A 25,581-nucleotide genomic window follows, 5' to 3' on the forward strand; every position below is an offset into this window, starting at 1 on the left:
AACGACGACGGTGCGCCCCCGGCCGGTCCCGGCCGGGGGCGCACCGTCGTCGGGGCCGGGTCAGACCAGGTCGACGAGGTCCGCGATGGAGTCCACGACGGTGGTCGGCCGGTACGGGAAGCGGTCGATGTCGCCCGCCTTGGTCAGGCCGGTCAGCACCAGGAAGGTCTGCATCCCGGCCTCCAGGCCCGCCAGCACGTCGGTGTCCATGCGGTCGCCGATCATCGCGGAGGTCTCGGAGTGCGCGCCGATGGTGTTGAGGCCGGTGCGCATCATCAGCGGGTTCGGCTTGCCCACGAAGTAGGGGTCCTTCCCCGTCGCCTTCGTGATCAGTGCGGCCACCGAGCCGGTGGCGGGCAGCGCCCCCTCGGGCGAGGGCCCGGTGTTGTCGGGGTTGGTGGCGATGAACCGGGAGCCGGCGTTGATCAGCCGGATGGCCTTGGTGAGGGCCTCGAAGGAGTAGGTGCGCGTCTCGCCCAGGATCACGAAGTCCGGCTCGTGGTCGGTCAGCACGTAGCCCGCGTCGTGCAGGGCGGTGGTGAGGCCGGCCTCGCCGATGACGTACGCCGTCCCGCCGGGGTGCTGGTCGTCCAGGAAACGGGCGGTGGCCAGCGCCGAGGTCCAGATGTTCTCGGCCGGCACGTCCAGGCCGATGCGGCTGAGCCGGGCCGCCAGGTCGCGGGGGGTGTAGATGGAGTTGTTCGTCAGGACGAGGAACGGGCGGCCCGAGTCCCGCAGCCGCTTGATAAAGGCGTCCGCGCCGGGCACCGGGATGCCCTCGTGCATGAGGACGCCGTCCATGTCGGTGAGCCAGGATTCGATGGGCTTGCGCGCTGTCATGGCTGCGGACTCTAGTCCGGCCGGGTGACCTGTGCACATGGGCCCGGTGTCCGCCCCGCGTTCCCCGGTCCGGGCGACCTCCCGACCCGTCCGGAGCACCACCGCATGCGGGGGCCCGCGAGGGAAGGGACCTTCGAAACACCGGGGCCGACCAATCCGACGACATGAGCCCGGGTGAGTGGAGGTCGTGATCATGGGCTCTGTCATGGGAGCCGCCCGCGTTCCCCTGTGCGCCGCCGCAGCGGCGACGCTGATCGTGTTCTGCGGTCCCGCCGCCCTGGCCGACGACGGGCCGGACGACTCCAGCGGGTCCAGCTTCCGGTTCGGCGGGGGCGGCGGAGGCGGTGACGGGGACGACGACGGCGGAAGCAGCAGCAACCCCCTCCTGCAGTTCTTCAACAACGACAACAACGACAACAACGACGACCGCCAGGACAACGGCCGGCAGAACGGCGACAGCGGCAACAGCAACAACCGCGACGACGATGACGACGACGGGGGCAGCGGGCGCGACAGCAGCGGCCGCGACAACAGCAACGACAACGGCTCCGGGCGGGACGACTCCGGACGCGACGGCAACGACGGCGAGGACGACGGCCCCGGCAACGGCACGGACAACAACGGCGGGACCGGCGGCACCGGCGGCGTCGGCGGGATCGGCGGCACGGGTGGCGTCGGTGGCGTCGGAGGTGTCGGGGGTGTGGGCGGCGTCGGCGGCGTCGCCGTCCCGGTGCGGATCACCCCGGGCACGGTCGGCCCCGGCGGTGACGTGGACGTCCGCACCGACCAGTGCGACCGCGCCAAGACCGGCACCGTCAGCTCCTCCGCGTTCGTCACCCCGGTCACGCTCGCCCCGGCGAGCGACGGCGGCATGTACGCCTCCGCGGTGGTCCGTTCCGGACTGACCCCGGGCTCCTACCGGGTGGCCATCACCTGCGACGGCGCGTCCCACGAGGGGACACTGGAGGTCACCGAGGCCGCCTCCGGCTTCCCGTCCGCGCCCGTCCCCGCGGGCGGCGGCGCCATGGCGAACCACCAGGCCGCCGCGGAGCAGCAGCCGGCGGGCGTCCCCGGCATCGTGGCCGCCGGCGTGCTGGCCGTGGCAGGGGCGGCGGGGCTGGTCGTGCACCGCCGCCGCACCCGGGACTGACCGGTGCAGGGACGTACCGTCGCGGCCCTCGCCGCCGCCGTGGTGCTCGGCGCGGCGTGGCTGAAGGGATACGTCGACCCCGGCCTGCCCGGCTTCGGGGTGGGCGCGCCCGCGCCCGCCGCGACCGCGCAGGCCGGGGCCGCGGGGCGGCCCGCCCAGGTCTACGCGGCGCACACACCGCTGCCCCCGGCGCGCCCGCTGCGGATCGACATCCGCTCGGCCGGCATCCACGCCAAGCTGGTGGAGCGCGGGCTCACCGCCGACGGCGCGGTGGACCCGCCGCCGTTCAGCACACCGGACGTGGCGGGCTGGTACGGGCGCGGCCCCGCCCCGGGTGACGCGGGGGCGGCGCTGATCGTCGGGCACGTCGACACCCGCAGCAAGGCGGCGGTCTTCTACGCCCTGAGCACGGTCACGCAGGGCGACCTGGTGGAGGTCACCCGCTCGGACGGCTCGGTCGCCGAGTTCGCCGTCGAGGGCGTGGAGATCGTCGACAAGGCAGGCTTCCGCCCCGACCGGGTGTACGGCTCCGGGGTCCGCCCCGAACTGCGGCTGATCACCTGCGGCGGCACCTTCGACCACGCCACCCAGACCTACTCGGCGAACGTCGTGGTGTACGCGGCGCTGACCGGCTCGCACACCCGGGCGTGACCCCCCGGGGCCGACGGGACGTCAGACCCCCAGGTCCCTGATGAGCTTGGCCACGTGCCCGGTGGCCTTGACGTTGTACCAGGCGTGCTCGACCTTGCCCTGCTCGTCGACGACGACCGTGGAACGGATCACCCCGGTCACCACCTTGCCGTACAGCTTCTTCTCGCCGAAGGCGCCGTACGCGGTCAGCACCGACTTGTCGGGGTCGGCGAGCAGGGTGACCTTCAGGGACTCCTTCTCGCGGAACTTGGCCAGCTTCTCGGGCTTGTCGGGGGAGATCCCGATCACGTCGTAACCGGCGCCCGCGAGCACCTCGAGGTTGTCGGTGAAGTCACAGGCCTGCTTGGTGCAGCCGGGCGTGAGGGCCGCCGGGTAGAAGTACACGATGACCTTGCGGCCCGCGTGTGCGGCGAGGGAGACCTCGTTGCCGTCGGCGTCGGGAAGGGTGAAGGCGGGGGCGGTGTCGCCGGGCTGGAGGCGCTCGCTCATGGTGCAGTTCTCCGGTTCGGGGTGCCGACGGGCATCGGCACGGACGGACTGACAGACTGTCTGCACGGTACCGGTCGACAAGGACGACGGAGGCGGAGCAGTGTCGGATGGCAGGAGCCCTGCTCAGATCGAGGCGGACATCGCCCTCAAGCGGCAGGCGCTGGCCGCGACGCTGGACGAGATCGCGGTGCGGGTGCACCCCAGCACGATCGCGGCGGACACCAAGGCGAAGGTCGCCTCGGCGGTGGACCGCACCGCGGGACGCGCGTACGTGGCGGTGAACCGCGGCGTGACCGAACTGCGGGGGCACTTCGTGGCGGAGGACGGCGCGCCCCGGGTGGAGCGCATCGTGCCGGTCGCGGTGGCGGCGGTGGCGCTGGTCGCCGTGGTGGCCGGTCTCTCACTGCGCCGGCGTCGCCGGTAACGTCGTACCTGTGAGTTCGCAGACGCATGACAAGCTCCCCATCCGCATGCTGCACGACCGCGTGCTGGTGCGGTCCGACGTCCCCGAGGGCGAGCGGCGCTCCGGCGGCGGCATCCTGATCCCCGCCACGGCGGCCGTCGGCAAGCGCCTGGCCTGGGCCGAGGTGGTCGCGGTGGGACAGAACGTACGGACCGTGGAGGTCGGTGACCGGGTGCTCTTCGACCCGGAGGACCGGGCCGAGGTCGAGGTGCGCGGTACGGCGTACGTGCTGATGCGGGAGCGGGACCTGCACGCGGTGGCGGCGGAGCGGCTGCAGGGCTCGGAGGACTCCACCGGCCTCTACCTCTGACTTTGCTATCGTCGGGTCCGTACCCTGACGAGACGCGCCGTACCAGGGCCCATGCAAAGACGACGCACCCCCTGACCCCTCGAGGATCGTGGAGGTGCCCGTCATGGCATGGGTCCTGTTGTGTCTCGCCGGCCTGCTCGAGGTCGGCTGGTCGGTCGGCATGAAGTACACCGACGGCTTCACGAGGCTGTGGCCCAGCGTCGGCACCGGGCTCGGCATCGTCGCGAGCATGCTGCTGCTGTCCTACGCGGCCAGGACGCTCCCGATCGGCACCGCCTACGGGGTGTGGGTCGGGATCGGCGCGGCGGGCGCGGCGGTGCTCGGCATCGTGGTGCTGGACGAGCCGGCGACCGCCGCCCGGATCTTCTTCATCTGCCTGCTGCTGGTGTCCGTGGTCGGCCTGAAGGCGACCTCGGGGCACTGAACGGCGCCACGGCGCACGCCCTGGTGCGGCACCGCGCGCCGTCGCGCCGGGCGGCGCCGGGGAGCTCCCCGGCGGCACCCGGCGGGCGTTCCTACGGGAAGTCGTCCTCGCCGCCGGGTCCGCCGTCGAGGCCGCCGATGGGCAGTCCGCCGCCCTCGGTGCCGCCGTCCTCGCCGGGGCTGGCCGGCTCGCTGGGCTCCTCGCTGGGTTCCTCGCTGGGCGGCTCCTCCGTGCCGGGCGGCTCGGAGGACTCCGGCGGGGCCGACTCGGTCGGCGGGGCGGAGGTCGGCGGGGCGGAACTGGCCGGCGGCGCGCTGGTCGGCGGGGCCTGGGCGCCCGGCTCCAGCCGCAGCTTGAAGTTCTTCGCCGGCTTCCCCTTCAGCGCGTCGGCCGTGTACTGGGCCCAGATCTGCGTGGGGAAGCCGCCGCCGTTGACGCGGGACAGCCCCGTGGTGCCGTACAGCTTCTTCTGGGCGCCGGTCTGGGAGTCCTGGCCCATGACGGCGACGGCGGTGGCCAGGTCCGGGGTGTAGCCGGCGAACCAGGCCGCCTTGTCCTCCTCCATCGTGCCGGTCTTGCCCGCCGCGGGACGGCCGGCGGCCTGCGCGGCGGTGGCGGTGCCGCCGCGGACCACCGAACGCAGGATGGAGGTCGTGGTGTCGGCCGCCTCGCGGTGGACGGCCTGCGTGGGCCGGCGCTTGGGCAGCTGCACCTCCTGCCCGTTCTTGGTGATCTTCACGACCATGGTGTACGGGACGTACCGGCCGTGGTTGGCGAGCGTCGCGTAGGTCTGCGCCATGTCCAGCGGGCTCGCCGTCATCGTGCCGAGCGCCATCGCCGGGCTGGTCACCAGCTTCACCTTCTCCGGCATGCCCAGCGCCCGCACCGTGTCGTTGACCTTGCCCGGGCCGACGTCCTGCGCCATCTGGGCGTAGACCGAGTTCACGGACTTGTCCATGGCGTTGGTGACCGTGATCGACCCGTAGGAGACGTCGTCCTCGTTCGCCGGGGCGTAGCCGGTGGGGCCGTCCGGTCCGATGACCTCGCGCTTGTTCCGGCCGTCGTAGACGGTGTACGGGGTGATGCGCCGGCCGTTCTGGGTGGTGGAGTCGTTCTGCACGGCGGAGGCGAAGATGAACGGCTTGAAGGTGGAGCCCACCTGGTAGTCCGAGCGGGTCGCGTTGTTGACGAACTGCTTGGTGTAGTCGACGCCGCCGTACATCGCGACGACCTTGCCGCTGGCCGGGTCGATGGACGCCCCGCCGACCCGCACGTACTTGTCGACCGGGTGCGCCTTCGGGTCGAGCTTGTCCAGCAACTGCTCCTCGGCCGCCTCGACGAAGGCCTTCTCCTTCTTGCGGTCGATGGTCGTGGTGATGCGGTACCCGCCCGAGCGCAGGGTCTCCTCGTCCAGGATCCCCGCCCCGTACAGGTAGTCCTTGACGGCCTCGACCAGGTAACCGCGCTGGCCGGACATCCCGGTGGCGGCCTTGGCCTTGTGCGGCTTCGGGAACTCCAGCCCCGCGCGCTCGCCCTCGCTCAGCCAGCCCTCCTTGACCATGCCGTCCAGCACGTAGTCCCAGCGGGCCTTCGCCTTGGCCTTGTTCTCCGGGTGCGCCACGATGTCGTACTCGCTGGGCGCGTTGAGCAGGGTCGCCAGGTACGCGCCCTCGGCGGCGTCGAGTTCGGCGGCGTCCTTGCCGAAGTAGGCCTGGGCGGCGGCCTGGATGCCGTAGGCGTTGCGGCCGTAGTAGCTGGTGTTGAGGTACCCCTCGAGGATCTCCTCCTTGGTCTTCTCGCGGTCCAGCTTGATCGCGATGAAGAACTCCTTGGCCTTGCGGACCGCCGTCTGCTCCTGGTTGAGGTAGTAGTTCTTGACGTACTGCTGGGTGATCGTCGAACCGGACTGCTTGCCCTTGCCGGTGACCGTGTTCCACGCCGCGCGCAGCATCGACTTCGGGCTGACCGCGGACTCGTGGTAGAAGTTGCGGTCCTCGGCGGCGAGCGTGGCGTGCTGGGCGACCTCGGACACCTGGTCCAGGCTCACGTTCTCGCGGTTGACCGCCCCGTCGCGGGCGAGCTGGCTGCCGTCGGAGTACAGGTAGACGTTGCTCTGCGCGACCGCTCCCGCGTTGGCCTTGGGGATGTCCACCAGCTGGTAGCCGATGATGAACGCGCCCGCGCACGCCAGCACGACCAGCAGGAGCGTGCCGAGCACCGCGCGCCAGCTCGGGATCAGTCTGCGGGCACCGGTGCGCTTCGGCTTCTTGCCGGAGGGCGGGTTCTCCCAGCCGCCGGGGGAAGCGTTGCTGCTGCTCATGTCTGTACTGACTCCTCCGCGGCCGCCGAGGGTTGTGCCGCGGCGGAACATCTTGGGTCAATCGTGCCGTACGACCCGCCGGACACTCTCCCACCATCAGGACAAAACGGGTCATCGACGTGCATCCGTGACAAGCCTGTGACAGGCCGAAAGCGTGACGCCCACCACCCCGCCGGGTGAAAACCCCGTGGCACCCGGCGGACACCGCGGGTAACGTCGGGCGCTTGCGCCGGAACGGACGGGCCCGTTCCGCGCAACCGGGAGGAGGGACCATGCACCTGTACGCGACCGTGGCGGCGAACGGCTTCCGGCGCCACGCCACGTACCGGGTGGCCACCGCGGCCGGCGTCTTCACCAACACCGTCTTCGGCTTCATCACCGCATACACCTACATCGCCCTCTGGCACGAACGGCCCCACCTCGGGGGCTACGACCAGTCCATGGCGTTGACGTACGTCTGGATCGGCCAGGCCCTGTTCGCGACGTCCGCCCTCATGGGCGGCGGGTTCCAGGACGAACTGATCGAACGCGTCCGCAGCGGCGACATCGCCGTCGACCTGCACCGCCCCGCCGACCTGCAGGCCTGGTGGCTCGCCGCCGACCTCGGCCGGGCCGGCTACCAGTTGCTCGCACGCGGCGCGGTGCCCATGGTCTGCGGCGCCCTCGCCTTCGACCTCGCCCTGCCGGCCTCCCCCGCCACCTGGGCCTGCTTCCTGCTGTCGGTCGCCCTCGGGGTCGTCGTCGGCTTCGCCCTGCGCTACCTCGTCGTCCTCAGCGTCTTCTGGCTCATGGACGGCGCCGGGATCGTCGCCGTCTCCGGCCTGTCCACGCTCTTCTTCTCCGGCATGCTGCTGCCCCTCAACGCCTTCCCCTCCGGCCTCGCCCCGGTCGTCCTGCTGCTGCCCTGGTCGGCGCTGCTCCAGGTGCCCGCCGACATTCTGATGGGCCGTCACACCGGCGCCGCGCTCGCCGCCGCCCTGGCCTTCCAGGCCGCCTGGGCGGTGCTCCTGCTCGGCGCGGGACGGCTGCTGCAGTCCGCGGCCACCCGCAAGGTCGTGGTCCAAGGTGGCTGAGGCACTTCGCGCCTACGGGCTGATCGTGTGGATGTGGACCCGCTCGACCATGGCGTACCGGGCGTCGTTCGTGATGAACACGGCCGTCAACTTCGCCGCCACCGGGCTGGACTTCCTCGCGATCCTGCTGATGTTCTCCCAGGTCGACCGGCTCGGCGGCTACTCACTGCCCGAGATCGCCTTCCTCTACGGCACCTCCGGCACCGCCTTCGGCCTCGCCGACCTCGCCCTGGGCAGCATGGAACGGCTCGGCGGCCGGATCCGCGACGGCACGCTCGACACCCTCCTGGTGCGGCCCGTGCCCGTCCTGGCCCAGGTCGCCGCCGACCGCTTCGCACTGCGCCGGATCGGCCGGATCGTGCAGGGACTGCTCGTCCTGGGCTGGTCGGTGACCCGTCTCGACCTGCACTGGACCGCCCTGGACGTGGTGCTGCTGCCGATGATGCTGCTCAGCGGAGCCGGGATCTTCGGCGCCGTCTTCGTCACGGGCGCCGCCTTCCAGTTCCGGGCCGGCGATGCCTCCGAGGTGCAGAACTCCTTCACCTACGGCGGCGCCACCCTGCTGCAGTACCCGCCGTCGGTCTTCGGCAAGGAACTCGTGCGCGGCGTCACCTTCATCGTGCCACTCGCCTTCGTCAACTGGCTGCCCGCACTGCGCGTCCTGGGCCGCCAGGACCCCCTGGGCCTGCCCGGCTGGGTGGACTTCGCCCCGCCCCTGGTCGCCGTCGCCTGCTGCGCCCTGGCCGGCGCCGCCTGGCGGGCGGGCCTGCGTTCGTACCGGAGCACCGGGAGCTGATGACCGACATGACCGCACTCATCGAAGTCGACCGCGTCGAGAAGGTCTTCGACGTACGCCGGCGCACCGGCCTGCTCCGCAGGGAGCGCCGCCAGGTCCGCGCCGTGGACGGCATCTCCTTCACCGTCCCCGCCGGCGAGGTGGTCGGCTACATCGGGCCCAACGGCGCTGGCAAGTCCACCACCGTCAAGATGCTCACCGGCATCCTCACCCCCAGCGGCGGCCGGCTGCGCGTCGCCGGCATCGACCCCTCCCGCGAACGCACCCGGCTCGCCCGCCGCATCGGCGTCGTCTTCGGACAGCGCACCACCTTGTGGTGGGACCTGCCGCTGCGCGACTCCTACGAACTCGTACGCCGCATGTACCGCGTCGACGCCGCCCGTTACCGCCGCAACCTCGACCGCTGCGTCGACCTGCTCGACCTCGGGCCGCTCCTGGACGTCCCCGTACGGCAGCTCTCGCTCGGCCAGCGCATGCGCGGCGACATCGCCGCGGCGCTCCTCCACGACCCCGAGGTGCTCTACCTCGACGAGCCGACCATCGGGCTGGACGTCGTCAGCAAGGCGAAGGTCCGCTCCTTCCTGCGGACCGTCAGCACCGAACAGGGCACCACCGTGCTGCTCACCACCCACGACCTCACCGACATCGAGCAGTTGTGCGGCCGCGTCATGGTCATCGACCACGGCCGCCTGGTGTACGACGGCGGCCTCGACGGGTTGCACGAGGTCGGCGAGAGCGAGCGCACCCTCGTCGTCGACTTCGAACGGGAGCTGCCCCCGGTGGAACTCACCGGCGCCCGCTGCGAACGCGTCGAAGGCGCCCGGCAGTGGATCGCCTTCCCCGCGGCCGCCAGCGCGGCACCCCTGGTCGCCGAACTCGCCGCACGCCACGCGGTCGTCGACCTGTCGGTGCGCGAACCCGCCATCGAGGACGTCATCGCCCGCATGTACGCCGCGAGCAGCACCGCTCCCGCGTGAGGCCGCGAAGGCGCGGCGGCCACCCCGCCGCCCGGGCGGCCGGCGCCACGGGCCTCCACGACCGCCGGGTCCTGCGGGGGACCCGGCCGGGCCGGCCCTGACGGCGCACCGGGCACGGCGTGCGGCCGCCGACCCCGGGGGCCCATGCCCCGCCCGCGGTCCGTCACGTGCCCGCCGGGCCGCCCCGGCACGGTCGCGGCGGGCGCGTCCCGCGGCGGCCGGGGTGCGGGCCGAGCGGGGCGGTGTCCCCGCCCCCGGGGATTAGCGCAGGGAGGCCAGGGCCGCGCGCACGCGCTCCACCGCGCCCGCCGTGGTCGAGGCGTGCACGGACAGCCGGACGGAGTCCGTCCGGACCGACGGCGTCACCCCGTGCTCGTGCAGCGCCTTCGCGATCCGGGCCGGGTCCACGTCCGGCACCGCGAACGACACGATGCCCGCCCGCTCGGCGCGGGCCACCGGGGACAGCACCTGCCCGCCGGCCGAACGGACCACGTCGATCAGCTCGTCGACCCGGCGCGCGACGTGCGCCTCGATCGCGGCCACCCCGACGCCCTCGACCAGCTCCAGCGCCGCCGCGAAGGCCGCCGCCGTCACCGGGCTCAGATTGGTGATGCTCCAGCGCAGCGCGTCCGGCGCGACCGGGTGCTCGGCGTCGTCGAAGACGGCGACGTCCTCGACCCCGGTCCACCCCGTCAGCGTGGGCTCCAGCCGCTCCAGGGCGCGGTCCGACAGCGCCGCGAACCCGGTGGCCCAGCTGGCCCGCAGCCACTTCTGGCCGCCGGCCACGACCACGTCCGCCGCCTGCCACGGCAGCTCGACGACGCCGAACGCCTGCATCGCGTCCACCACGAGCAGCCGGTCGCCGACGACCTCGCGCAGCGCCGCGAGGTCCGCCCGGTAGCCGGTGCGGAAGTCCACGGCGCTCACCGAGACCGCCACCACCTCGTCCGTCAGCGCCGCACGCACCGCCTCCGGGGTCGGCGCCCCGTCCAGCCAGCGCGGCACCGCCCGGCCCAGGGCGGCCGTGCGCCGCCACGGGTAGTGGTTCGCGGGGAAGTCCGCCGACGGCACCAGGACCGCGCCGCCGGGCACACCGAAGGCGGCGTGGAAGAGACCGGTGGAGGCGTTGGGCAGCAGCGCCACGTGCGCGGTGTCCGTGCCCGCCAGCCGTCCCGCCGCGGCCCGGGCCCGCGGCTCGGCCCGCATCAGGTCGTTGACGGTGGTGTGGTCGGCCTCCGCCGACTCCGCCAGGGCGGCCGCCGTGGCGTCCAGGACGTCCCGCGAGGGCGGGCCGTAGCGGGCGAAGTCCAGGTAGCCCTCGGGCTCGCCGAAGTGCTCGGCGTAGCCGGTCAGCCCGCCCGCGTGGTCCGTCATGGGTGTCGCCGTCCGTCCGTACTCGTCACACCTTGGCCGCCGCGCCGCCCTTGAGCAGCGACAACTCCACAGTGTCCGCCATGCGCAGGTAGCCGGCGTCACTGGGGTGCAGGTGGTCGCCGGAGTCGTAGGCGGGCAGCAGCGCACCGGGACGGTCCGGGTCCCGCAGCGCCCGGTCGAAGTCGATCACCTCGTCGAACACCCTGCCCGCCCTGATCGCCGCGTTCACCTGCTGCCGCACCGACTCGGAGTGCGGGTTGTATCCCGCATGGCCCCCGCACGGGGCCAGCGTGGCACCCAGCACCCGCAGTCCGCGCTCGTGGCCGCGCGCCACGATCTCCCGCAGCCCCGTGACGATCTCCGCCGCGCCGGTCCGCTGCGGCGGCCGCAGCACGTCGTTGATGCCCAGATCGACGACGACCGCGCGGACGCCGGTCTGCGAGAGCGCGTCCCGTTCCAGACGGCTCAGGCCGCTCGGATTGGCGCCGTTCTCGCCGTCGCGCAGCACCCGGTTGCCGCTGATCCCCTGGTTGAGGACGCCGAACCGCAGCCCGCGGTCGCCGGAGCCGCGCAGCCGCACCGCCAGGCGGTCCGGCCAGCGGTGGTTCGCGCCCGGCGTGGAGGTGATCCCGTCCGTGATCGAGTCGCCGAACAGCACCACCGACCCGGCCGCCTGCCGCGTGAAGACGTCCACCCCCGTCACGTAACGCCAGTACGGGGTCCGCGTGGTGTAGGCGGTGCCGTCGGTGCGAGCGGCGCGCTCACCGAACGCCATGAACGAGGTCTGCTGCGCCCGCGGGTGGTACGTCACCGGGCCCGAGGCCCGCGGGGTGTACGTCGTCACCAGCAGGTCCGCCGCCTGCGGGACGGCCAGTTGCACGGGATCGCTGACGACGGCGCCGCCCGCCGGGATCCGCACCGACGTCCGCCCGCCGAAGGTCAGCGACCGCATCGTGCCGGCCGCCGCGGCCGGCGACCCCGGGGCCGCGCCGACCGCGACCGTCGCCCGGCCCACCGGCAGTGCGGTGCGGCCGAAGAGGTTGGAGAGGTGGACGCGCGCCGAGGTGCCGCCGACGCTGGTGTGCACCACGTTGCGGATCGACCACCCCGCGTAGCCGTCCGGCGTGTTCGGCTCGCCGCCGACCGGGGACGTCGACCAGGTGCCGACCCAGGAACCGGACGCCGCGGGCGCGGCCTGGTTGGGGACACCGGGAAGTCCCGCCGGCACCACGGGCCGCCCGGAGCGGGCCGAGGCGTCGCCGTGGCTGGTGGTGACGAAGATCGCGGCGGAGACGACCACGACCAGCGCGACGATTCCGGCGAGCAGTGCACAACCCGTCGTCCTGGCCATGCGGTGCTTCACTCCTGGGATCAATGGGCGGGAAACCGGCGCGATCCGCTGTCGCCATGATCCCATGGAGACGTGGGGCCTGCCCGTCTGCATGGTCGGACGCCGGGAACTCGTTGTTCGTTCCACTCGAAGAGTGTGGTGTGGACGATACGCGGAAGGATTGGATGCGGCGGATGGAAACGGCTCCGGTGACCGGATCGGACCAAGGCCCGACCCCGGTGTTCTCGTACAGCCCCGCCGACGAGGGCCGTCGGCGCGGCGTACGACGCATGAAGGTGATCGCCACCGGCCTGCTGCTGGTGGCCACGGCCGTCTACGGACTGGCCAAGTGGGCCGAGTCGGCGGGGGCCGGCGCCTGGTCCGGCTACGTCGCGGCCGCCGCCGAGGCGGGCATGGTCGGCGCGCTCGCCGACTGGTTCGCGGTGACCGCGCTCTTCCGCAGGCCGCTCGGCCTGCCCATCCCGCACACCGCGATCATCCCCACCAAGAAGGACGCGCTCGGCCGCACCCTCGGCGACTTCGTCGGCGAGAACTTCCTGTCCCCGCAGGTCGTCCGCACCCGGCTGCGCAAGGTCGGCATCGCCCGGCGGCTCGGCGCCTGGCTGGAACACCCCGAGCACGCCGACCGCGTCACCGAACAGGGCGCCGCCGCGCTGCGCGGCGCCCTGACCGTACTGCGCGACTCCGACGTCCAGGCCGTCGTCGGCGAGGCCATCACCCGGCGCGCCGACGCCCAGGAGATCGCCCCGGGGATAGGCAAGATGCTGGAGCGCGTCGTCGCCGACGGCGGGCACCGGCGGGTGGTCGACCTGGTCTGCGTCCGCGCGCACGACTGGCTGGTCGAGCACTCCGACTCGGTGATGCACGCCGTCCAGGGGGGCGCCCCCGGCTGGACCCCGCGCTTCGTGGACCGCAGGGTCGGCGAACGCGTCTACAAGGAACTCGTGCGCTTCACCGCCGAGATGCGGGACATGCCCGAGCACCCCGCGCGCGAGGCGATCGACCGCTTCCTCGCCGACTTCGCCGTCGAGCTGCAGTCCGACCCGGACACCCGGGCCCGCGTCGAACGGCTCAAGAAGGACCTCATCGCCCGCAACGAGGTCCAGGACCTCATCGAGTCCGCGTGGGGCTCGGTCCGCGGCATGATCGTCGCCGCCGCCGAGGACGAACGCAGCGAGCTGCGGCTGCGGGCCCGGGCCTCGCTGCTGTCGCTGGGCGCGCGGATGACGGAGGACCCCCGGCTGACCGCCAAGATCGACGGCTGGCTGGAGGACGCCGCGACGTACGTCGTCACCACCTACCGCGACGAGATCACCGCGCTGATCACCGACACCATCGCCGGCTGGGACCCCGAGCAGACCACCCGCAAGATCGAGGCCAACGTCGGACGCGACCTGCAGTTCATCCGCATCAACGGCACCGTCGTCGGCTCACTGGCGGGGCTGGTCATCTACACCGTCTCCCGGTTCCTCGCGGGATAGCCGGGGGACGGACGGGACCCGGGCCGGCCCCGCTCTGGGAATCTGACGCCACGTCACCTACCGTGCCGGCATGCCCACCCGAACCCCCGCCCCGCTGCGCTGGCAGGGACGCGCGCTGTGGGACGCCGGCGAAGCCGCCCTCACCCTCGGCGCCGTCCTCCTGCTGCTCGTCGCCCACCAGCTGTGGTGGACCAACCTGCGGGCCCAGTCCGGCGCCGCGCACCGGGTCACCACCCTCGAACGACAGTGGGACCGCGCCCCCACCACCCGCACCCCCACCCCCGAGACATCGGACGAATCCGCTGCCATCGGCGCCGCCGCACCCACGAGCCGACCCCGCAGCGCCGGCACCCGCACCACCGCCGGCGCCACCACCCCGCGGCCCGCCCAGGCCTACGCCGTCCTGCGCATCCCCCGCATCGGCGTCACCACCCCCATCGCCGAAGGCGTCAACCGCACCGAAGTACTCGACCACGGATACGCCGGCCACTACCCGCACACCGCCCAGCCAGGGCAGCCCGGCAACTTCGCCCTCGCCGGCCACCGCAACACCCACGGCGAACCCTTCCGCCGCATCGACCGGCTCCGCCCCGGCGACACCCTCCTCGTCGAGACCGCCACCACCCGCTACACCTACGTCGTCCGGCAGACCCTCCCCCGCACCACCCCCTCCGACGGCACCGTCATCGCCCCCGTCCCCCACAGCGGCGTCCACCCCCGCCGGCACATGACCGGACCCGGCCACTACATCACCCTCACCACCTGCACCCCCGAATTCACCTCCACCTACCGCCTGGTCGTCTGGGGCGGACTCGCCGCAGCGGAACCACGCCGGCCCCCCGAACGTCATCCCTGACGGAACGACCGGAAGGGCCGGAAGGAGCAGTCCGCGTGATCCGCAGCACCGCGGCAGCCGCACGCGTGCACGGCGCCGCCCTCCTGCTGCTCCTCACCGGCCTCCTGCTCACCCACAGCGGCCTCACCACCGCCGTCGCCGCCGCCGCGACCACCGCCGCGCTCGCCCTCCTGCTCGGCAGCGCCCTCCGCCTCGCGGCCACCGCACCCCCCGTCCCCCGCGGACGCGTCCGCACCGCGCTGCGCGACCGGGAACACCGCACCGCCTTCCTCCCCCAGCGCGACCCCGACGCCTCCGGCCGCCCACGCCCCAGGGCCCCCGGCCGCCCCCTCCCGACGGCCGCCTAGGGGCAACGCCACCGCACCACGGCACCCACCGCCCCACCGCGCCCCGTCACGCCGCGCCCACCCCGACCGGCACGACGACACCCGCGGAGGGTCCCACCCCCATGTCCGTGTTCACGCACGCCCTGCTCACCCTCACCGACACCCTCGTCCCGCTCACCGGACGCACCGCGGCACCCGCCACCGCGATCGTCCTCGTCACCCTCCTCGTACGACTCGCGCTCCACCCCCTCGCCCGCGCCGCCGCCCGCGGCGAGAAAGCCCGCGCCGCCCTCGCCCCACGCGTCGCCGAACTGCGCCGCAAGCACGCACGCGACCCGCAGGAACTCCAGCGCGCCCTCGGCGGCCTCTACACCCAGGAGGGCGCTTCCCCCTTCGCCGGCATGCTGCCGACCCTGCTCCAGCTCCCCGCCTTCTTCGTGCTCTACCACGCCTCCTCCACCGCCCGGATCGCCGACGACCGGACCGGCGCCCTGCACCTCGCGATCCTCGTCGTGGTCGCCGCCGTCGCCTACTGGTCCTACCACCGCGCCCGCAAGGCCGCCCCCGACGCCGAAGGCCTCGCCAAGCACCTCCCGCTGCTCTCCTTCGGCACCCTGATCACCGCCGCCGTCGTCCCCCCGGCCGCCGGCCTCTACGTCGCCACCTCCACCGCCTGGACCGCCGCCGAACGCGCCTGGCTCCACCGTCCACAGCGCGGTCAAGGGGTTGCGGACGCCACCCCCGGCGCTGGAGGATCAACCAAGACCTCCGATGACCGCCCCCATCGGACATGACCACGGACATGACCACGGACATGACCCGGACCCCGACCCCCGGACATGACCACCGCCACCCCCGACCACACCCGGAGAGTCTTGTGAAGCTGCTGCGACTCGGCCCCGCCGGAGCCGAACGCCCGGCCCTGCTCGACCAGGACGGCACCCTGCGCGACCTGTCCTCCCTCACACCCGACATCGACGGCACCCTGCTCGCCGACGACGACACCCTCGCCCGCATCCGCACCGCGGCCGCCGACGGCACCCTCCCCGCCCTCGACCCCGCCGACCCCGCCGACCGGCGCATCGGCCCCCCGCTCACCCGCATCGGCAAGATCGTCTGCATCGGCCTCAACTACCACGACCACGCCCGCGAGACCGGCGCCGCCGTCCCCGAAGAGCCCATCCTCTTCATGAAGGCCCCCGACACCGTCGTCGGCCCCGACGACACCGTCCTCGTCCCCCGCGGCAGCCTCAAGACCGACTGGGAGGTCGAACTCGCCGTCGTCATCGGCCGCGAACTGCGCTACGCCGCCGACGAGGCGGAGGCCCTCGCCGCCGTCGCCGGCTACGCCGTCTCCCACGACGTGTCCGAACGCGCCTTCCAGATCGAGCGCGGCGGCCAGTGGGACAAGGGCAAGAACTGCGAGACCTTCAACCCCCTCGGCCCCTGGCTCGTCACCACCGACGAGATCCCCGACCCCCAGGCCCTGGGCCTGCGGCTGTGGGTCAACGGCGACCTCAAGCAGGACGGCACCACGGCCGAGCAGATCTTCCCGGTCGCCGAAGTCGTGCGCTACGTCAGCCAGTTCATGACCCTGTACCCGGGCGACGTCATCAACACCGGCACCCCCGCCGGCGTCGCCCTCGGCCGCCCCGAGCCCAAGCCGTACCTCCGGGCCGGCGACGTGGTCGAGCTCGAGATCGACGGCCTCGGCCACCAGCGCCAGGCCCTCAAGGACGCGTAGCCCCTCCCCCGCCGAAGGGCGCCCCGCACGACACGCCGGGCGCCCTTCGGCGTATCCCGGACGGCGTAACCGTCGTACAAGCGGGTCGTTAAAACGTGCGAAAGGGCAACACAGGATCGCATGGGGGGACATCAGTGCCCGCAAGCCCCTACACCCGTGAACTCCTGACCGAGACGGCGGCGTCGTCGCGGACGCTGTCGGAGATGCTGACGAGACTGGGCGTGGACCCCAGGAGTCCGACGCGCGGTTACCTGCGGGAGCGGATGAGACGCATGGGCGTGGACACCTCGCACTTCGAACGCGAGGGCGGTCGCTGGACCCGCGAGCTTCTCGCCGAAGCAGTCGCCGCATCGGCCAACATGTACGAAGTGCTGCGCCGCCTGGGCGTGGAGGCCGTCGGAGGGCAGCACACGCACATCAGCCGCCGCATTCGCGGATTCGGCATCGACACCTCGCACTTCGTGACCCGGCCTCGCGGCCCCGGTCGTCGGACGCACGAGGAGATCCTGGTCAAGCAGGAGACGGACACGGCCCGTCGCGTGCACAGCGACCGGCTCAAGCGGGCGATGCTGGCCCGGGGCGTCGCCGAGCTCTGCGCGCTCTGCGGGACGGAACCCATGTGGTGCGGCCGGCCACTACCCCTGGAGGTCGACCACCTCGACGGCATCTGGCGGGACAACCGGCCGGCCAATCTCCGCCTGCTGTGCCCCAACTGCCATGCGACGACGGACACCTACCGGGGCCGGGGCAAACGACGCGACCGGGGCGTGGTCCGTTGAGCGCCGGGACTCCGTACACCCGCGAACTGCTCCAGGCGGCAGCGGCACAGTGCCACTCCATGAAGGAGGTCGTGGCATTCCTCGGCAGGACCCCCTACGGAAAGCTGCACCGCTACCTGGAGAAGCGGTTCGGTGACTTCGGCGTCGACATCTCCCATTTCCGCAGGCCCTCTTCCGGCAGAGGACACAGACGCCCCCGCCCCACGCCCGCGGAACTCCGCGCGGCGGTGACCCGCTCCATTTCCGTGGCCGAGACCCTTCGCAGGCTCGACAGGCCCGACAACACCCGCACCCGCGCGATGCTGCGCGCATGGCTGGCGGAGGACGGCCTGGACACCGGCCACTTCCTGGGACAGGCGCACGGCAACAGGAACGGGCCCAACGCCAAGAAGCCCGCGGCCGACATCCTGGTCGCCCGCACCGACGGCTACCGCACCAAGGCCGTACTGCTGCGGAGGGCCCTCGCGGAAATCGGCACACCCTCCCAGTGCGCGCAATGCGGCACCGGCGAAAGCTGGCACGGCAGGCCGATGACGCTGGAAGTGGATCACATCAACGGCGACCGGCTGGACGACCGGGCGGAGAACCTACGACTGCTCTGCCCGAACTGCCATGCCGTCACCGACACATGGTGTCGAGGAGGCAGGCGCCCACTGAGCCGGTAAACCGTATGCGAGTCCCCAGCCGCCACCCGTTACCATGGGTGGCGGCTAGCGGCGGTGGCGCAGAGGCGACGCGGCAGACTTAGGATCTGTGGCCCTTGATCGGGCTTGAGGGTTCGAATCCCTTCCGCCGCACACTCGTGGCCTGCGAATCCAAGGATTGGATGCGCAGGCCACGCCTTTAGGGACTCACCCCACCAGTTCCCGCACCACCGGCACCAGGGCCCGGAAGGCCTGGCCGCGGTGGCTGATGGCGTTCTTCTCGTCCGCGGTCAGTTCGGCGCAGGTCCGGGACTCGCCGAGGGGCTGGAGGATCGGGTCGTAGCCGAAGCCGCCGTTGCCGTGGGGCTCGAAGCGGAGCGTGCCGAGGAGGCGGCCCTCGACGACACGTTCGGTGCCGTCGGGGAGGGCGAGGGCGGCGGCGCAGGTGAAGTGGGCGGCGCGGTGGGGGGTGTCGATGTCGGAGAGCTGGGCGAGGAGGAGTTCGAGGTTGGCGCGGTCGTCGCCGTGCTTGCCGGCCCAGCGGGCGGAGAAGATGCCGGGGGCGCCGCCGAGGACGTCGACGCAGAGGCCGGAGTCGTCGGCGACGGCGGGGAGTCCGGTGGCCTGGGCGAGGGCGTGGGCCTTGAGGAGGGCGTTCTCGGCGAAGGTGACGCCGGTTTCGCGGACGTCGGGGACTTCGGGGTAGGCGTCGGCGCCGACGAGCTCCACGCCGAGTCCGGCGTCGGCCAGGATGGCGTGGAGTTCGGCGACCTTGTGGGCGTTGCGGGTGGCGAGGACCAGGCGGGTGTGCGGCATGGTCCGATTATCCCGTCAGCCGGGGGTGCAGACCTTGGAGAGTTCGGTCGCGGCGTCGGCGACGGGGGTGATGTCGGGGGTGTCGCCGTTCTGGGCGGCCTTCTGCGCGTTCTCGACGGCCTTCTGGAGGTCGCCCACGGCGGTGTTGACGTCGGCGTTGCCGGTCTTGTCGCCGAGGTCGGCGAGGTCGTCGGCGATCTGGTCGAGGGCGTTGGCGGCGTCCTGTGGGCTGTTGCCGGCGTTGTTGACGGCGTTCTGCAGGTTCTGGACGTCGGTGGCGATCTGGGCTGCGACGTTGGCGCAGTCGAGGGCCTTGTCGACGGCGTCGACGGCGCTGCAGCCGATGAGGGCGGTGGTGCCGAGGGCGGCCGCGGTGGCGAGCGCCGCGAGGCGGCGGGTGCGTGGGTGCATACCTTTACATACGCACCGCGCCGTCCTCAGGTTGCGGTTTCCAGACCTGCTCTTTGTCAGTCCTTGGTGATCTGTTCGAGTTCGGCGAGGGCGGCGCGCTGGAGTGCGTCGAGTTCGGCGCAGCCGGCGACGGCGAGGTCGAGGAGGTTGTTGAGTTCCTTGCGGTCGAAGGGCTGGCCTTCGGCGGTGCCCTGGACCTCGACGAAGCGGCCGTCGCCGGTGCAGACGACGTTCATGTCGGTCTCGGCGCGGACGTCTTCCTCGTAGCAGAGGTCGAGCATGGGGACGCCGTCGATGATGCCGACGCTGACGGCGCTGACGGTGCCGCTCAGGGGCTGGGCCTTGGCGCGGACGAGTTTGCGGCCGTGCATCCAGGTGACGGCGTCGGCGAGGGCGACGTAGGCGCCGGTGATGGCGGCGGTGCGGGTGCCGCCGTCGGCCTGGAGGACGTCGCAGTCGAGGACGACGGTGTTCTCGCCGAGTGCCTTGTAGTCGATGACGGCCCGCAGGGACCGGCCGATGAGGCGGGAGATCTCGTGGGTGCGGCCGCCGATCTTGCCGCGGACGGACTCGCGGTCGCCGCGGGTGTTGGTGGAGCGGGGCAGCATGGCGTACTCGGCGGTGACCCAGCCTTCGCCGCTGCCCTTGCGCCAGCGGGGGACGCCCTCGGTGACGGAGGCGGTGCAGAGGACCTTGGTGTCGCCGAAGGAGACGAGGACGGATCCTTCGGCGTGCTTGCTCCAGCCGCGCTGGATGGTGACGGGGCGGAGCTCTTCGGGGGTGCGGCCGTCGATACGAGACATGGCGTCGAGCCTAGTCGTAGCGCGGCTCGGGGCCCGTGCCGGTCCTGGAACGGGCCCCTTGCGGGTGAGGCTGTGGTGGTCCGGCGGTCAGTGCCGGGTCACATCATGTCCTCGATGTCGGCGGCGATGGGGTCGGCGTCGGTGCCGATGACGACCTGGATGGCGGTGCCCATCTTGACGACGCCGTGGGCTCCGGCGGCCTTGAGCGCGGCCTCGTCGACGAGCGAGGGGTCCTTGACCTCGGTGCGGAGTCGGGTGATGCAGCCCTCGACCTCTTCGATGTTGTCGAGTCCGCCGAGCCCGGCGACGATCTTCTCTGCCTTGCTGGCCATCTGTGCTCCTGGTTGGTCTCGGCCGTTCGGTCCGATTTCACACCGTAGTGCAGTGGTGGACCGGTTTTGCGGGGATGCATGAGTGTCCCAGCCGCGCCGCAACTGGTCTACACCACATTACCCGCCGGGAGGTGGCCCCATGGGTCCGGACGCCGCCGCGGCCGCCCCGCGTCCGAGCCGGACGTGGGGCTCCGTGCTGTTCCAGGGGCTGCAGAAGATGGGCCGCAGCCTGCAGCTGCCGATCGCGGTGCTGCCGGCGGCGGGCATCCTCAACCGGCTGGGCCAGGACGACGTCTTCGGACCCCGGGGCCTGGGCTGGGACGCGGTGGCCAAGGTCTTCAACGGCGCGGGCGGCGCCCTGCTGGACGGTTCGCTGGGGCTGCCGCTGCTGTTCGCGGTGGGCGTCGCGATCGGGATGGCGAAGAAGGCGGACGGCTCGACGGCGCTGGCGGCGGTGGCGGGTTTCCTCGTCTACTACGGGGTGCTGCACCAGTTCCCGCAGGACTGCCCGAAGGGGACGGCCTTCCTGGCGACGAGCACCATCAGCGGGGCGTGCATCCCGCCGGGGACGCCTGCGGCGGCGGCCCCGGCCGCGTACCAGAACCCGGGGGTGTTCGGCGGGATCGTGATCGGGCTGCTGACCGCGTTCTTCTGGCAGCGCTACCACCGCACGAGGCTGGTGGACTGGCTGGGCTTCTTCAACGGGCGCCGGCTCGTGCCGATCGTCATGGCGTTCGTCGCGATCGTCTTCGCGGTGCTGTGCGTGTTCGTCTGGCCGCCGATCGGTGCCGGGCTCACCGCGTTCAGCCAGTGGCTCACGGACCTGGGCTCGTACGGGGCGGGCATCTTCGGGGTGGCGAACCGGGCGCTGCTGACGGTGGGGCTGCACCAGTTCCTCAACGTCTTCGTGTGGTTCCAGTTCGGCAGTTTCACCAAGCCGGACGGGACGGTGGTGCACGGGGACATCAACCGCTTCCTGCAGGGTGACCCGACGGCCGGGCAGTTCACCTCGGGGTTCTTCCCGATCATGATGTTCGCCCTGCCGGCCGCCGCGCTGGCGATCACGCACTGCGCCCGCCCGTCGCACCGCAAGGAGGTGGGCGGCCTGATGCTGTCGGTGGCGCTGACCTCGTTCGTGACGGGCATCACCGAGCCGATCGAGTACTCGTTCCTGTTCATCGCGCCGGCGTTGTACGCGATCCACGCGGTACTGACGGGGGTGTCGATGGCGGTGACGTGGGGCCTGGGCGTGCACGACGGCTTCACGTTCTCGGCGGGGCTGATCGACTACGTCATCAACTGGAACCTGGCGACGAAGCCGTGGCTGATCGTCCCCATCGGGCTGGTCTTCGCGGCGGTGTACTACGTGCTGTTCCGCTTCGTGATCACCAGGTTCGACCTGGCGACGCCGGGACGTGAGCCGGAGGAGATCGCGGAGGGGATGGAACGGGACAACGTCAAGGCGTAGCCGAGGCACCACGCTCGGCATTGTGGTCTAGACCACACCCGACGAGGCTTTCCTTGACGCGTTGCTTACATGTTAATACTGGTCTACACCACTCGGTGGTTTAGACCAGGAGGACCCCCCATGACTACCGCCACCGCATCGGCGGCCCCCGCAGCGAAGAAGCGGGGCTCCGGCCTTTTCCAGGGCCTGCAGAAGGTCGGCCGCAGCCTGCAGCTGCCGATCGCCGTCCTGCCGGCGGCGGGCCTTCTGCTCCGTCTCGGCCAGCCCGACGTCTTCGGCGCGGACGGCCTCGGCTGGGACAAGGTCGCCTCGGTGTTCGCCACCGCCGGCGGCGCCGTGTTCGACAACCTGCCGCTGCTCTTCTGCATCGGTGTCGCCATCGGCTTCGCCAAGAAGTCCGACGGTTCGACCGCACTCGCCGCGCTGGTCGGCTTCCTGGTCTACAGCAACGTCCTGAAGGCCTTCCCGGTCACCGAGGCCAAGATCCAGGACGGCGCGGACGTCGCCGCCACCTACAACAACCCCGGGGTCCTCGGCGGCATCATCATGGGTCTGCTCGCCGCCGTCCTGTGGCAGCGCTACCACCGCAAGAGGCTGGTGGACTGGCTCGGCTTCTTCAACGGCCGCCGCCTCGTGCCGATCATCATGGCCTTCGTCGGCACCCTGGTCGGCGTCTTCTTCGGCCTGGTCTGGGAGCCCATCGGTGAGGTGATCAGCAACTTCGGCGAGTGGATGACCGGTCTCGGCTCCTTCGGCGCCGCGCTGTTCGGCCTGATCAACCGTGGTCTGATCCCGATCGGCATGCACCAGTTCGTGAACTCCGTGGCCTGGTTCCAGCTGGGCGACTTCACCAACTCCGCGGGCACCGTCGTCCACGGCGACCTGACCCGCTTCTTCGCCGGCGACCCCCACGCCGGACAGTTCATGACCGGCTTCTTCCCGATCATGATGTTCGGCCTCCCGGCCGCCGCCCTGGCGATCGCCCACACGGCCCGCCCGGAGCGCCGCAAGGCCGTCATGGGCATGATGCTTTCGCTCGCTCTGACCTCCTTCGTCACCGGTGTCACCGAGCCGATCGAGTTCTCCTTCATGTTCATCGCGCCGCTGCTGTACGCGATCCACGCGGTGCTGACAGCCGTCTCCATGGCTGTGACCTGGGCCTTCGGGGTGCACACGGGCTTCACCTTCTCGGCCGGCGCCATCGACTACCTGCTGAACTGGAACCTGTCGACCAAGCCGTGGCTGATCATCCCGATCGGACTCGTCTTCTCGGTGATCTACTACGTGGTCTTCCGCTTCGCGATCACCAGGTTCAACCTCCCCACCCCGGGCCGTGAGCCCGAGGAGGAGAACGAGGACCTCGTCAAGGCGTAGCCTCCTCGCAGACCACACGACGAAGCCCCCGGATCCGCCTGGATCCGGGGGCTTCGTGCTGCGCGAAAAGGGTGCGTGGGCGCTCAGACCTCGTAGACCGCGCCGGCCTTCGCCACCTCGACCGGGCCGTCGTAGACCTCGCGGGCGTGCTCGAGGGCGACCTGCGGGTCGGTCCAGGGCGGGATGTGGGTGAGGACCAGGCGCCCGGCGCCGGCGCGGTCGGCGTACTGGCCGGCCTCGCGGCCGTTGAGGTGCAGATCGGGGATGTCCTCCTTGCCGTACGTGAAGGAGGCCTCGCACAGGAAGAGGTCGGTGCCCTCGGTGAGGGTCTGCAGCGCGTCGCAGGGACCGGTGTCACCCGAATAGGTGATGGAGCGACCGGCGTGCTCGACACGGAAGCCGTACGCCTCGACGGGGTGGCTGACGACGTCCGCGGTGATGGTGAAGGGGCCGAGGCGGAAGGTGCCGGGTTCGAGGGTGCGGAAGTCGAAGACCTCGCTCATGCACTTCTCGTCGGGCACGTCCCCGTACGCGCTGGCCAGCCGCCGCTCGGTGCCTTCGGGCCCGTAGACGGGGATGGCGTGGGCGGGGCCGCCCTCGTGCCGGTAGTAGCGGGCGACGAAGTACCCGCACATGTCGATGCAGTGGTCGGCGTGCAGATGGCTCAGCAGGATGGCGTCGAGGTCGTAGAGACCGCAGTGGCGCTGCAGCTCGCCGAGGGCACCGTTGCCCATGTCGAGGAGCAGCCTGAAGCCGTCGGCCTCGATGAGGTAGCTCGAGCAGGCCGATTCCGCGGACGGGAACGAACCCGAGCAGCCGACGACGGTGAGCTTCATGTGCAGAAACCTCCGTGGATTGTTCCGGGGGTCTTGCGTTGGCGCGCCACGACGCCCCCGCTCCGCAGGGGGAGGGGGGAGGGGCGGGAGCGACCCGCCATGTGTTCTTGAGCGTAAGGCGCACGGCGTGCGCGTGCTCCTCTGCGGAGCCCCGTTGTGGGCGGAATCACCAGTACGGCGCCCTCGCCCGCCGGAGGTCCGGACGGGCGGGGGCGCCGTGGGTGGAGGGTCAGGCCCAGAGCTGGCCGTGCAGGGCGGCGACGGCCGCCTCGGTGGACTCGGCGGTGTAGATGCCGGTCGACAGGTACTTCCAGCCGCCGTCGGCGACGACGAACACGATGTCGGCGTGTTCTCCGGCGCGTTCGGCCTTGCGGGCCACGCCGAGGGCCGCGTGCAGGGCGGCTCCGGTGGAGACGCCGGCGAAGATGCCCTCCTGCTGGAGGAGTTCGCGGGTGCGGCGGACGGCGTCCTCGGAGCCGACGGAGAAGCGGGTGGTGAGGACGGACTCGTCGTAGAGCTCGGGGATGAAGCCCTCATCGAGGTTGCGCAGTCCGTAGACGAGGTCGTCGTAGCGGGGCTCGGCGGCGACGATCTGCACGCCGGGGACCTTCTCGCGCAGGTAGCGGCCGACGCCCATGAGGGTGCCGGTGGTGCCGAGGCCGGCGACGAAGTGGGTGACGGAGGGGAGGTCGGCGAGGATCTCGGGGCCGGTGCCGGCGTAGTGGGCGCCGGCGTTGTCCGGGTTGCCGTACTGGTAGAGCATCACCCAGTCGGGGTGTTCGGCGGCGAGTTCCTTGGCGACGCGGACGGCGGTGTTGGAGCCGCCGGCGGCCGGGGAGGGGATGATCTCGGCACCCCACATGGTGAGCAGCTCGCGCCGCTCGGACGAGGTGTTCTCGGGCATGACGCAGACCATGCGGTAGCCCTTGAGCTTGGCCGCCATGGCGAGGGAGATCCCGGTGTTGCCCGAGGTGGGTTCGAGGATCGTGCAGCCGGGGGTGAGGCGTCCGGCGCGCTCGGCCTGTTCGATCATGTGCAGGGCCGGGCGGTCCTTGACGGAGCCGGTGGGGTTGCGGTCCTCCAGCTTGGCCCAGACGGAGACCTCGGTGGAGGGGGACAGGCGCGGCAGCCGTACCAGCGGGGTGTTGCCGACGGCTGCCAGCGGGCTGTCGTACCGCATCAGCGCCCGCCGACGCGGTCGGCCGGCAGACCGCTGCCGCCCGCGACGGCCGGGAGGATCGTGACGCTGTCGCCGTCGGTGAGCTTGGTGGTGATGCCGTCGAGGAAGCGGACGTCCTCGTCGTTGAGGTAGACGTTCACGAAGCGCCGCAGCTCACCCGCGTCGACGATGCGCTCGCGGATGCCGGTGTGGCGGGTGTCGAGGTCGGCGAGGAGTTCGTCGAGGGTGCTGCCGCTGCCTTCGACGGCCTTGGCGCCGTCGGTGTAGCTGCGGAGGATGGTCGGGATGCGGACCTCGATGGCCATGCGTCGGC

The 25,581-nt window shown here is 71.9% G+C and carries 29 protein-coding genes and 1 tRNA gene; 18 read left to right on the forward strand and 12 right to left on the reverse strand.

Annotated elements, in window-relative coordinates; translation table 11 throughout:
- Nucleotides 1-60 precede the first annotated feature (60 nt).
- Nucleotides 61-840, reverse strand: coding sequence for an HAD-IIA family hydrolase (locus ACZ7MY_RS03725; RefSeq protein WP_499512058.1), 780 nt, complete (start codon nt 838-840; stop codon nt 61-63).
- Nucleotides 841-1,033: 193 nt separating this feature from the next.
- Between ACZ7MY_RS03725 and ACZ7MY_RS03730 the strand changes: the two genes are divergently transcribed.
- Together ACZ7MY_RS03730 and ACZ7MY_RS03735 are read left to right on the forward strand one after the other, a co-directional pair.
- Nucleotides 1,034-1,990: a hypothetical protein gene (locus ACZ7MY_RS03730; RefSeq protein ID WP_499599232.1), complete on the forward strand. Its 957-nt coding sequence runs from the start codon at nt 1,034-1,036 to the stop codon at nt 1,988-1,990.
- A gap of 3 nt (nt 1,991-1,993) precedes the next feature.
- On the forward strand, nt 1,994-2,641 hold the full coding sequence (locus ACZ7MY_RS03735; protein ID WP_499599233.1) for a class F sortase: 648 nt from the start codon (nt 1,994-1,996) through the stop codon (nt 2,639-2,641).
- Nucleotides 2,642-2,662: 21 nt separating this feature from the next.
- Here ACZ7MY_RS03735 and bcp read toward each other — a convergent pair whose 3' ends face one another.
- Nucleotides 2,663-3,130 (reverse strand): thioredoxin-dependent thiol peroxidase, encoded by a 468-nt coding sequence (gene bcp / locus ACZ7MY_RS03740; protein ID WP_499599234.1) that lies wholly within the window; start codon nt 3,128-3,130, stop codon nt 2,663-2,665.
- Between the two features lie 100 nt (nt 3,131-3,230).
- Here bcp and ACZ7MY_RS03745 point away from each other — a divergent pair, with 100 nt between their 5' ends.
- The 3 genes from ACZ7MY_RS03745 to ACZ7MY_RS03755 all read left to right on the forward strand — a co-directional run bounded on the left by ACZ7MY_RS03745 (nt 3,231) and on the right by ACZ7MY_RS03755 (nt 4,327).
- Nucleotides 3,231-3,554, forward strand: a complete 324-nt coding sequence (locus ACZ7MY_RS03745) for a DUF3618 domain-containing protein (protein ID WP_499599236.1) — start codon at nt 3,231-3,233, stop codon at nt 3,552-3,554.
- Nucleotides 3,555-3,564: 10 nt separating this feature from the next.
- Nucleotides 3,565-3,903, forward strand: coding sequence for a co-chaperone GroES (locus tag ACZ7MY_RS03750; protein ID WP_319139263.1), 339 nt, complete (start codon nt 3,565-3,567; stop codon nt 3,901-3,903).
- 103 nt (nt 3,904-4,006) lie between these two features.
- On the forward strand, nt 4,007-4,327 hold the full coding sequence (locus tag ACZ7MY_RS03755) for a DMT family transporter (RefSeq protein ID WP_499599238.1): 321 nt from the start codon (nt 4,007-4,009) through the stop codon (nt 4,325-4,327).
- 91 nt (nt 4,328-4,418) lie between these two features.
- Here ACZ7MY_RS03755 and ACZ7MY_RS03760 read toward each other — a convergent pair whose 3' ends face one another.
- Nucleotides 4,419-6,647, reverse strand: coding sequence for a transglycosylase domain-containing protein (locus tag ACZ7MY_RS03760; protein ID WP_499599239.1), 2,229 nt, complete (start codon nt 6,645-6,647; stop codon nt 4,419-4,421).
- A gap of 272 nt (nt 6,648-6,919) precedes the next feature.
- On the opposite strand from ACZ7MY_RS03760, the gene ACZ7MY_RS03765 reads away from it, so the two are divergent.
- Genes ACZ7MY_RS03765 through ACZ7MY_RS03775 form a run of 3 tightly spaced genes read left to right on the forward strand, consistent with a single transcriptional unit; the run spans nt 6,920 to nt 9,493 of the window.
- Nucleotides 6,920-7,720: an ABC transporter permease gene (locus tag ACZ7MY_RS03765; protein ID WP_499599241.1), complete on the forward strand. Its 801-nt coding sequence runs from the start codon at nt 6,920-6,922 to the stop codon at nt 7,718-7,720.
- Entirely contained in the window at nt 7,713-8,516 is an 804-nt protein-coding gene (locus ACZ7MY_RS03770) for an ABC transporter permease (protein WP_499599242.1), read from the forward strand. The genes ACZ7MY_RS03765 and ACZ7MY_RS03770 overlap by 8 nt, the downstream gene beginning before the upstream one ends.
- A complete protein-coding gene (locus ACZ7MY_RS03775) occupies nt 8,516-9,493 on the forward strand; it encodes an ABC transporter ATP-binding protein (RefSeq protein ID WP_499599244.1) in 978 nt (325 codons plus the stop codon). Before ACZ7MY_RS03770 ends, ACZ7MY_RS03775 begins: the two co-directional genes overlap by 1 nt.
- A 261-nt stretch (nt 9,494-9,754) precedes the next feature.
- Here the strand turns inward: ACZ7MY_RS03775 and ACZ7MY_RS03780 are convergent, their stop codons facing one another.
- Nucleotides 9,755-10,867: an aminotransferase class V-fold PLP-dependent enzyme gene (locus ACZ7MY_RS03780; protein ID WP_499599246.1), complete on the reverse strand. Its 1,113-nt coding sequence runs from the start codon at nt 10,865-10,867 to the stop codon at nt 9,755-9,757.
- Between the two features lie 25 nt (nt 10,868-10,892).
- Nucleotides 10,893-12,218 carry an SGNH/GDSL hydrolase family protein gene (locus tag ACZ7MY_RS03785; protein ID WP_499599248.1) on the reverse strand — a complete coding sequence of 442 codons (1,326 nt, stop codon included), beginning with the start codon at nt 12,216-12,218 and terminating at the stop codon, nt 10,893-10,895.
- A 173-nt stretch (nt 12,219-12,391) separates the two neighbouring features.
- Between ACZ7MY_RS03785 and ACZ7MY_RS03790 the strand changes: the two genes are divergently transcribed.
- From ACZ7MY_RS03790 to ACZ7MY_RS03825, 8 genes are all read left to right on the forward strand, one after another.
- On the forward strand, nt 12,392-13,699 hold the full coding sequence (locus ACZ7MY_RS03790; protein WP_499599250.1) for a DUF445 domain-containing protein: 1,308 nt from the start codon (nt 12,392-12,394) through the stop codon (nt 13,697-13,699).
- A 70-nt stretch (nt 13,700-13,769) separates the two neighbouring features.
- Nucleotides 13,770-14,555: a class E sortase gene (locus ACZ7MY_RS03795; protein WP_499599252.1), complete on the forward strand. Its 786-nt coding sequence runs from the start codon at nt 13,770-13,772 to the stop codon at nt 14,553-14,555.
- 35 nt (nt 14,556-14,590) lie between these two features.
- Entirely contained in the window at nt 14,591-14,902 is a 312-nt protein-coding gene (locus ACZ7MY_RS03800; protein WP_499599254.1) for a DUF6412 domain-containing protein, read from the forward strand.
- Nucleotides 14,903-15,003: 101 nt separating this feature from the next.
- A complete protein-coding gene (locus ACZ7MY_RS03805; RefSeq protein ID WP_499599256.1) occupies nt 15,004-15,675 on the forward strand; it encodes a YidC/Oxa1 family membrane protein insertase in 672 nt (223 codons plus the stop codon).
- Nucleotides 15,676-15,758: 83 nt separating this feature from the next.
- Nucleotides 15,759-16,625, forward strand: coding sequence for a fumarylacetoacetate hydrolase family protein (locus ACZ7MY_RS03810; RefSeq protein ID WP_499599258.1), 867 nt, complete (start codon nt 15,759-15,761; stop codon nt 16,623-16,625).
- A gap of 134 nt (nt 16,626-16,759) precedes the next feature.
- Nucleotides 16,760-17,404, forward strand: a complete 645-nt coding sequence (locus ACZ7MY_RS03815; RefSeq protein WP_499599260.1) for an HNH endonuclease signature motif containing protein — start codon at nt 16,760-16,762, stop codon at nt 17,402-17,404.
- Nucleotides 17,401-18,069, forward strand: coding sequence for an HNH endonuclease signature motif containing protein (locus tag ACZ7MY_RS03820; protein ID WP_499599261.1), 669 nt, complete (start codon nt 17,401-17,403; stop codon nt 18,067-18,069). The genes ACZ7MY_RS03815 and ACZ7MY_RS03820 overlap by 4 nt, the downstream gene beginning before the upstream one ends.
- Nucleotides 18,070-18,117: 48 nt before the next feature.
- Nucleotides 18,118-18,201 (forward strand) — tRNA-Leu (locus ACZ7MY_RS03825).
- A 54-nt stretch (nt 18,202-18,255) separates the two neighbouring features.
- Here the strand turns inward: ACZ7MY_RS03825 and rdgB are convergent.
- From rdgB to ACZ7MY_RS03845, 4 genes are all read right to left on the reverse strand, one after another.
- Nucleotides 18,256-18,864, reverse strand: coding sequence for an RdgB/HAM1 family non-canonical purine NTP pyrophosphatase (gene rdgB, locus ACZ7MY_RS03830; protein ID WP_499599262.1), 609 nt, complete (start codon nt 18,862-18,864; stop codon nt 18,256-18,258).
- A gap of 15 nt (nt 18,865-18,879) precedes the next feature.
- The gene (locus tag ACZ7MY_RS03835) at nt 18,880-19,275 is read right to left on the reverse strand and encodes a hypothetical protein (RefSeq protein WP_499599264.1); all 396 of its coding nucleotides are present in this window, start codon (nt 19,273-19,275) and stop codon (nt 18,880-18,882) included.
- 56 nt (nt 19,276-19,331) lie between these two features.
- On the reverse strand, nt 19,332-20,078 hold the full coding sequence (gene rph, locus ACZ7MY_RS03840) for a ribonuclease PH (RefSeq protein WP_499599266.1): 747 nt from the start codon (nt 20,076-20,078) through the stop codon (nt 19,332-19,334).
- A 98-nt stretch (nt 20,079-20,176) separates the two neighbouring features.
- Nucleotides 20,177-20,410 (reverse strand): PTS sugar transporter subunit IIB, encoded by a 234-nt coding sequence (locus ACZ7MY_RS03845; RefSeq protein WP_499599268.1) that lies wholly within the window; start codon nt 20,408-20,410, stop codon nt 20,177-20,179.
- 139 nt (nt 20,411-20,549) lie between these two features.
- On the opposite strand from ACZ7MY_RS03845, the gene ACZ7MY_RS03850 reads away from it, so the two are divergent.
- On the forward strand, nt 20,550-21,878 hold the full coding sequence (locus ACZ7MY_RS03850) for a PTS transporter subunit EIIC (RefSeq protein ID WP_499599270.1): 1,329 nt from the start codon (nt 20,550-20,552) through the stop codon (nt 21,876-21,878).
- Between the two features lie 120 nt (nt 21,879-21,998).
- Nucleotides 21,999-23,252: a PTS transporter subunit EIIC gene (locus ACZ7MY_RS03855; RefSeq protein ID WP_499599272.1), complete on the forward strand. Its 1,254-nt coding sequence runs from the start codon at nt 21,999-22,001 to the stop codon at nt 23,250-23,252.
- 83 nt (nt 23,253-23,335) lie between these two features.
- Here ACZ7MY_RS03855 and ACZ7MY_RS03860 read toward each other — a convergent pair whose 3' ends face one another.
- The 3 genes from ACZ7MY_RS03860 to ACZ7MY_RS03870 all read right to left on the reverse strand — a co-directional run bounded on the left by ACZ7MY_RS03860 (nt 23,336) and on the right by ACZ7MY_RS03870 (nt 25,573).
- Nucleotides 23,336-24,088 (reverse strand): MBL fold metallo-hydrolase, encoded by a 753-nt coding sequence (locus ACZ7MY_RS03860; protein ID WP_499599274.1) that lies wholly within the window; start codon nt 24,086-24,088, stop codon nt 23,336-23,338.
- Nucleotides 24,089-24,317: 229 nt separating this feature from the next.
- A complete protein-coding gene (locus ACZ7MY_RS03865; RefSeq protein WP_499599276.1) occupies nt 24,318-25,268 on the reverse strand; it encodes a PLP-dependent cysteine synthase family protein in 951 nt (316 codons plus the stop codon).
- Nucleotides 25,268-25,573 carry a MoaD/ThiS family protein gene (locus ACZ7MY_RS03870; protein ID WP_499599278.1) on the reverse strand — a complete coding sequence of 102 codons (306 nt, stop codon included), beginning with the start codon at nt 25,571-25,573 and terminating at the stop codon, nt 25,268-25,270. Before ACZ7MY_RS03870 ends, ACZ7MY_RS03865 begins: the two co-directional genes overlap by 1 nt.
- Between the last annotated feature and the right edge of the window lie 8 nt (nt 25,574-25,581).

It is taken from the genome of Streptomyces sp. NPDC111520 (genome assembly GCF_055635295.1).

Coding starts and splice junctions, on each gene's coding strand:
- ACZ7MY_RS03765 (WP_499599241.1), top strand. CDS start 6,920: ATGCACCTGTACGCGACCGTGGCGGCGAACGGCTTCCGGCGCCACGCC.
- ACZ7MY_RS03725 (WP_499512058.1), bottom strand. CDS start 840: ATGACAGCGCGCAAGCCCATCGAATCCTGGCTCACCGACATGGACGGC.
- ACZ7MY_RS03860 (WP_499599274.1), bottom strand. CDS start 24,088: ATGAAGCTCACCGTCGTCGGCTGCTCGGGTTCGTTCCCGTCCGCGGAA.
- ACZ7MY_RS03805 (WP_499599256.1), top strand. CDS start 15,004: ATGTCCGTGTTCACGCACGCCCTGCTCACCCTCACCGACACCCTCGTC.
- ACZ7MY_RS03855 (WP_499599272.1), top strand. CDS start 21,999: ATGACTACCGCCACCGCATCGGCGGCCCCCGCAGCGAAGAAGCGGGGC.
- ACZ7MY_RS03775 (WP_499599244.1), top strand. CDS start 8,516: ATGACCGACATGACCGCACTCATCGAAGTCGACCGCGTCGAGAAGGTC.
- ACZ7MY_RS03850 (WP_499599270.1), top strand. CDS start 20,550: ATGGGTCCGGACGCCGCCGCGGCCGCCCCGCGTCCGAGCCGGACGTGG.
- ACZ7MY_RS03795 (WP_499599252.1), top strand. CDS start 13,770: ATGCCCACCCGAACCCCCGCCCCGCTGCGCTGGCAGGGACGCGCGCTG.
- ACZ7MY_RS03730 (WP_499599232.1), top strand. CDS start 1,034: ATGGGCTCTGTCATGGGAGCCGCCCGCGTTCCCCTGTGCGCCGCCGCA.
- ACZ7MY_RS03865 (WP_499599276.1), bottom strand. CDS start 25,268: ATGCGGTACGACAGCCCGCTGGCAGCCGTCGGCAACACCCCGCTGGTA.
- ACZ7MY_RS03790 (WP_499599250.1), top strand. CDS start 12,392: ATGGAAACGGCTCCGGTGACCGGATCGGACCAAGGCCCGACCCCGGTG.
- rph (WP_499599266.1), bottom strand. CDS start 20,078: ATGTCTCGTATCGACGGCCGCACCCCCGAAGAGCTCCGCCCCGTCACC.
- ACZ7MY_RS03760 (WP_499599239.1), bottom strand. CDS start 6,647: ATGAGCAGCAGCAACGCTTCCCCCGGCGGCTGGGAGAACCCGCCCTCC.
- bcp (WP_499599234.1), bottom strand. CDS start 3,130: ATGAGCGAGCGCCTCCAGCCCGGCGACACCGCCCCCGCCTTCACCCTT.
- rdgB (WP_499599262.1), bottom strand. CDS start 18,864: ATGCCGCACACCCGCCTGGTCCTCGCCACCCGCAACGCCCACAAGGTC.
- ACZ7MY_RS03785 (WP_499599248.1), bottom strand. CDS start 12,218: ATGGCCAGGACGACGGGTTGTGCACTGCTCGCCGGAATCGTCGCGCTG.
- ACZ7MY_RS03845 (WP_499599268.1), bottom strand. CDS start 20,410: ATGGCCAGCAAGGCAGAGAAGATCGTCGCCGGGCTCGGCGGACTCGAC.
- ACZ7MY_RS03870 (WP_499599278.1), bottom strand. CDS start 25,573: ATGGCCATCGAGGTCCGCATCCCGACCATCCTCCGCAGCTACACCGAC.
- ACZ7MY_RS03780 (WP_499599246.1), bottom strand. CDS start 10,867: ATGACGGACCACGCGGGCGGGCTGACCGGCTACGCCGAGCACTTCGGC.
- ACZ7MY_RS03835 (WP_499599264.1), bottom strand. CDS start 19,275: ATGCACCCACGCACCCGCCGCCTCGCGGCGCTCGCCACCGCGGCCGCC.
- ACZ7MY_RS03755 (WP_499599238.1), top strand. CDS start 4,007: ATGGCATGGGTCCTGTTGTGTCTCGCCGGCCTGCTCGAGGTCGGCTGG.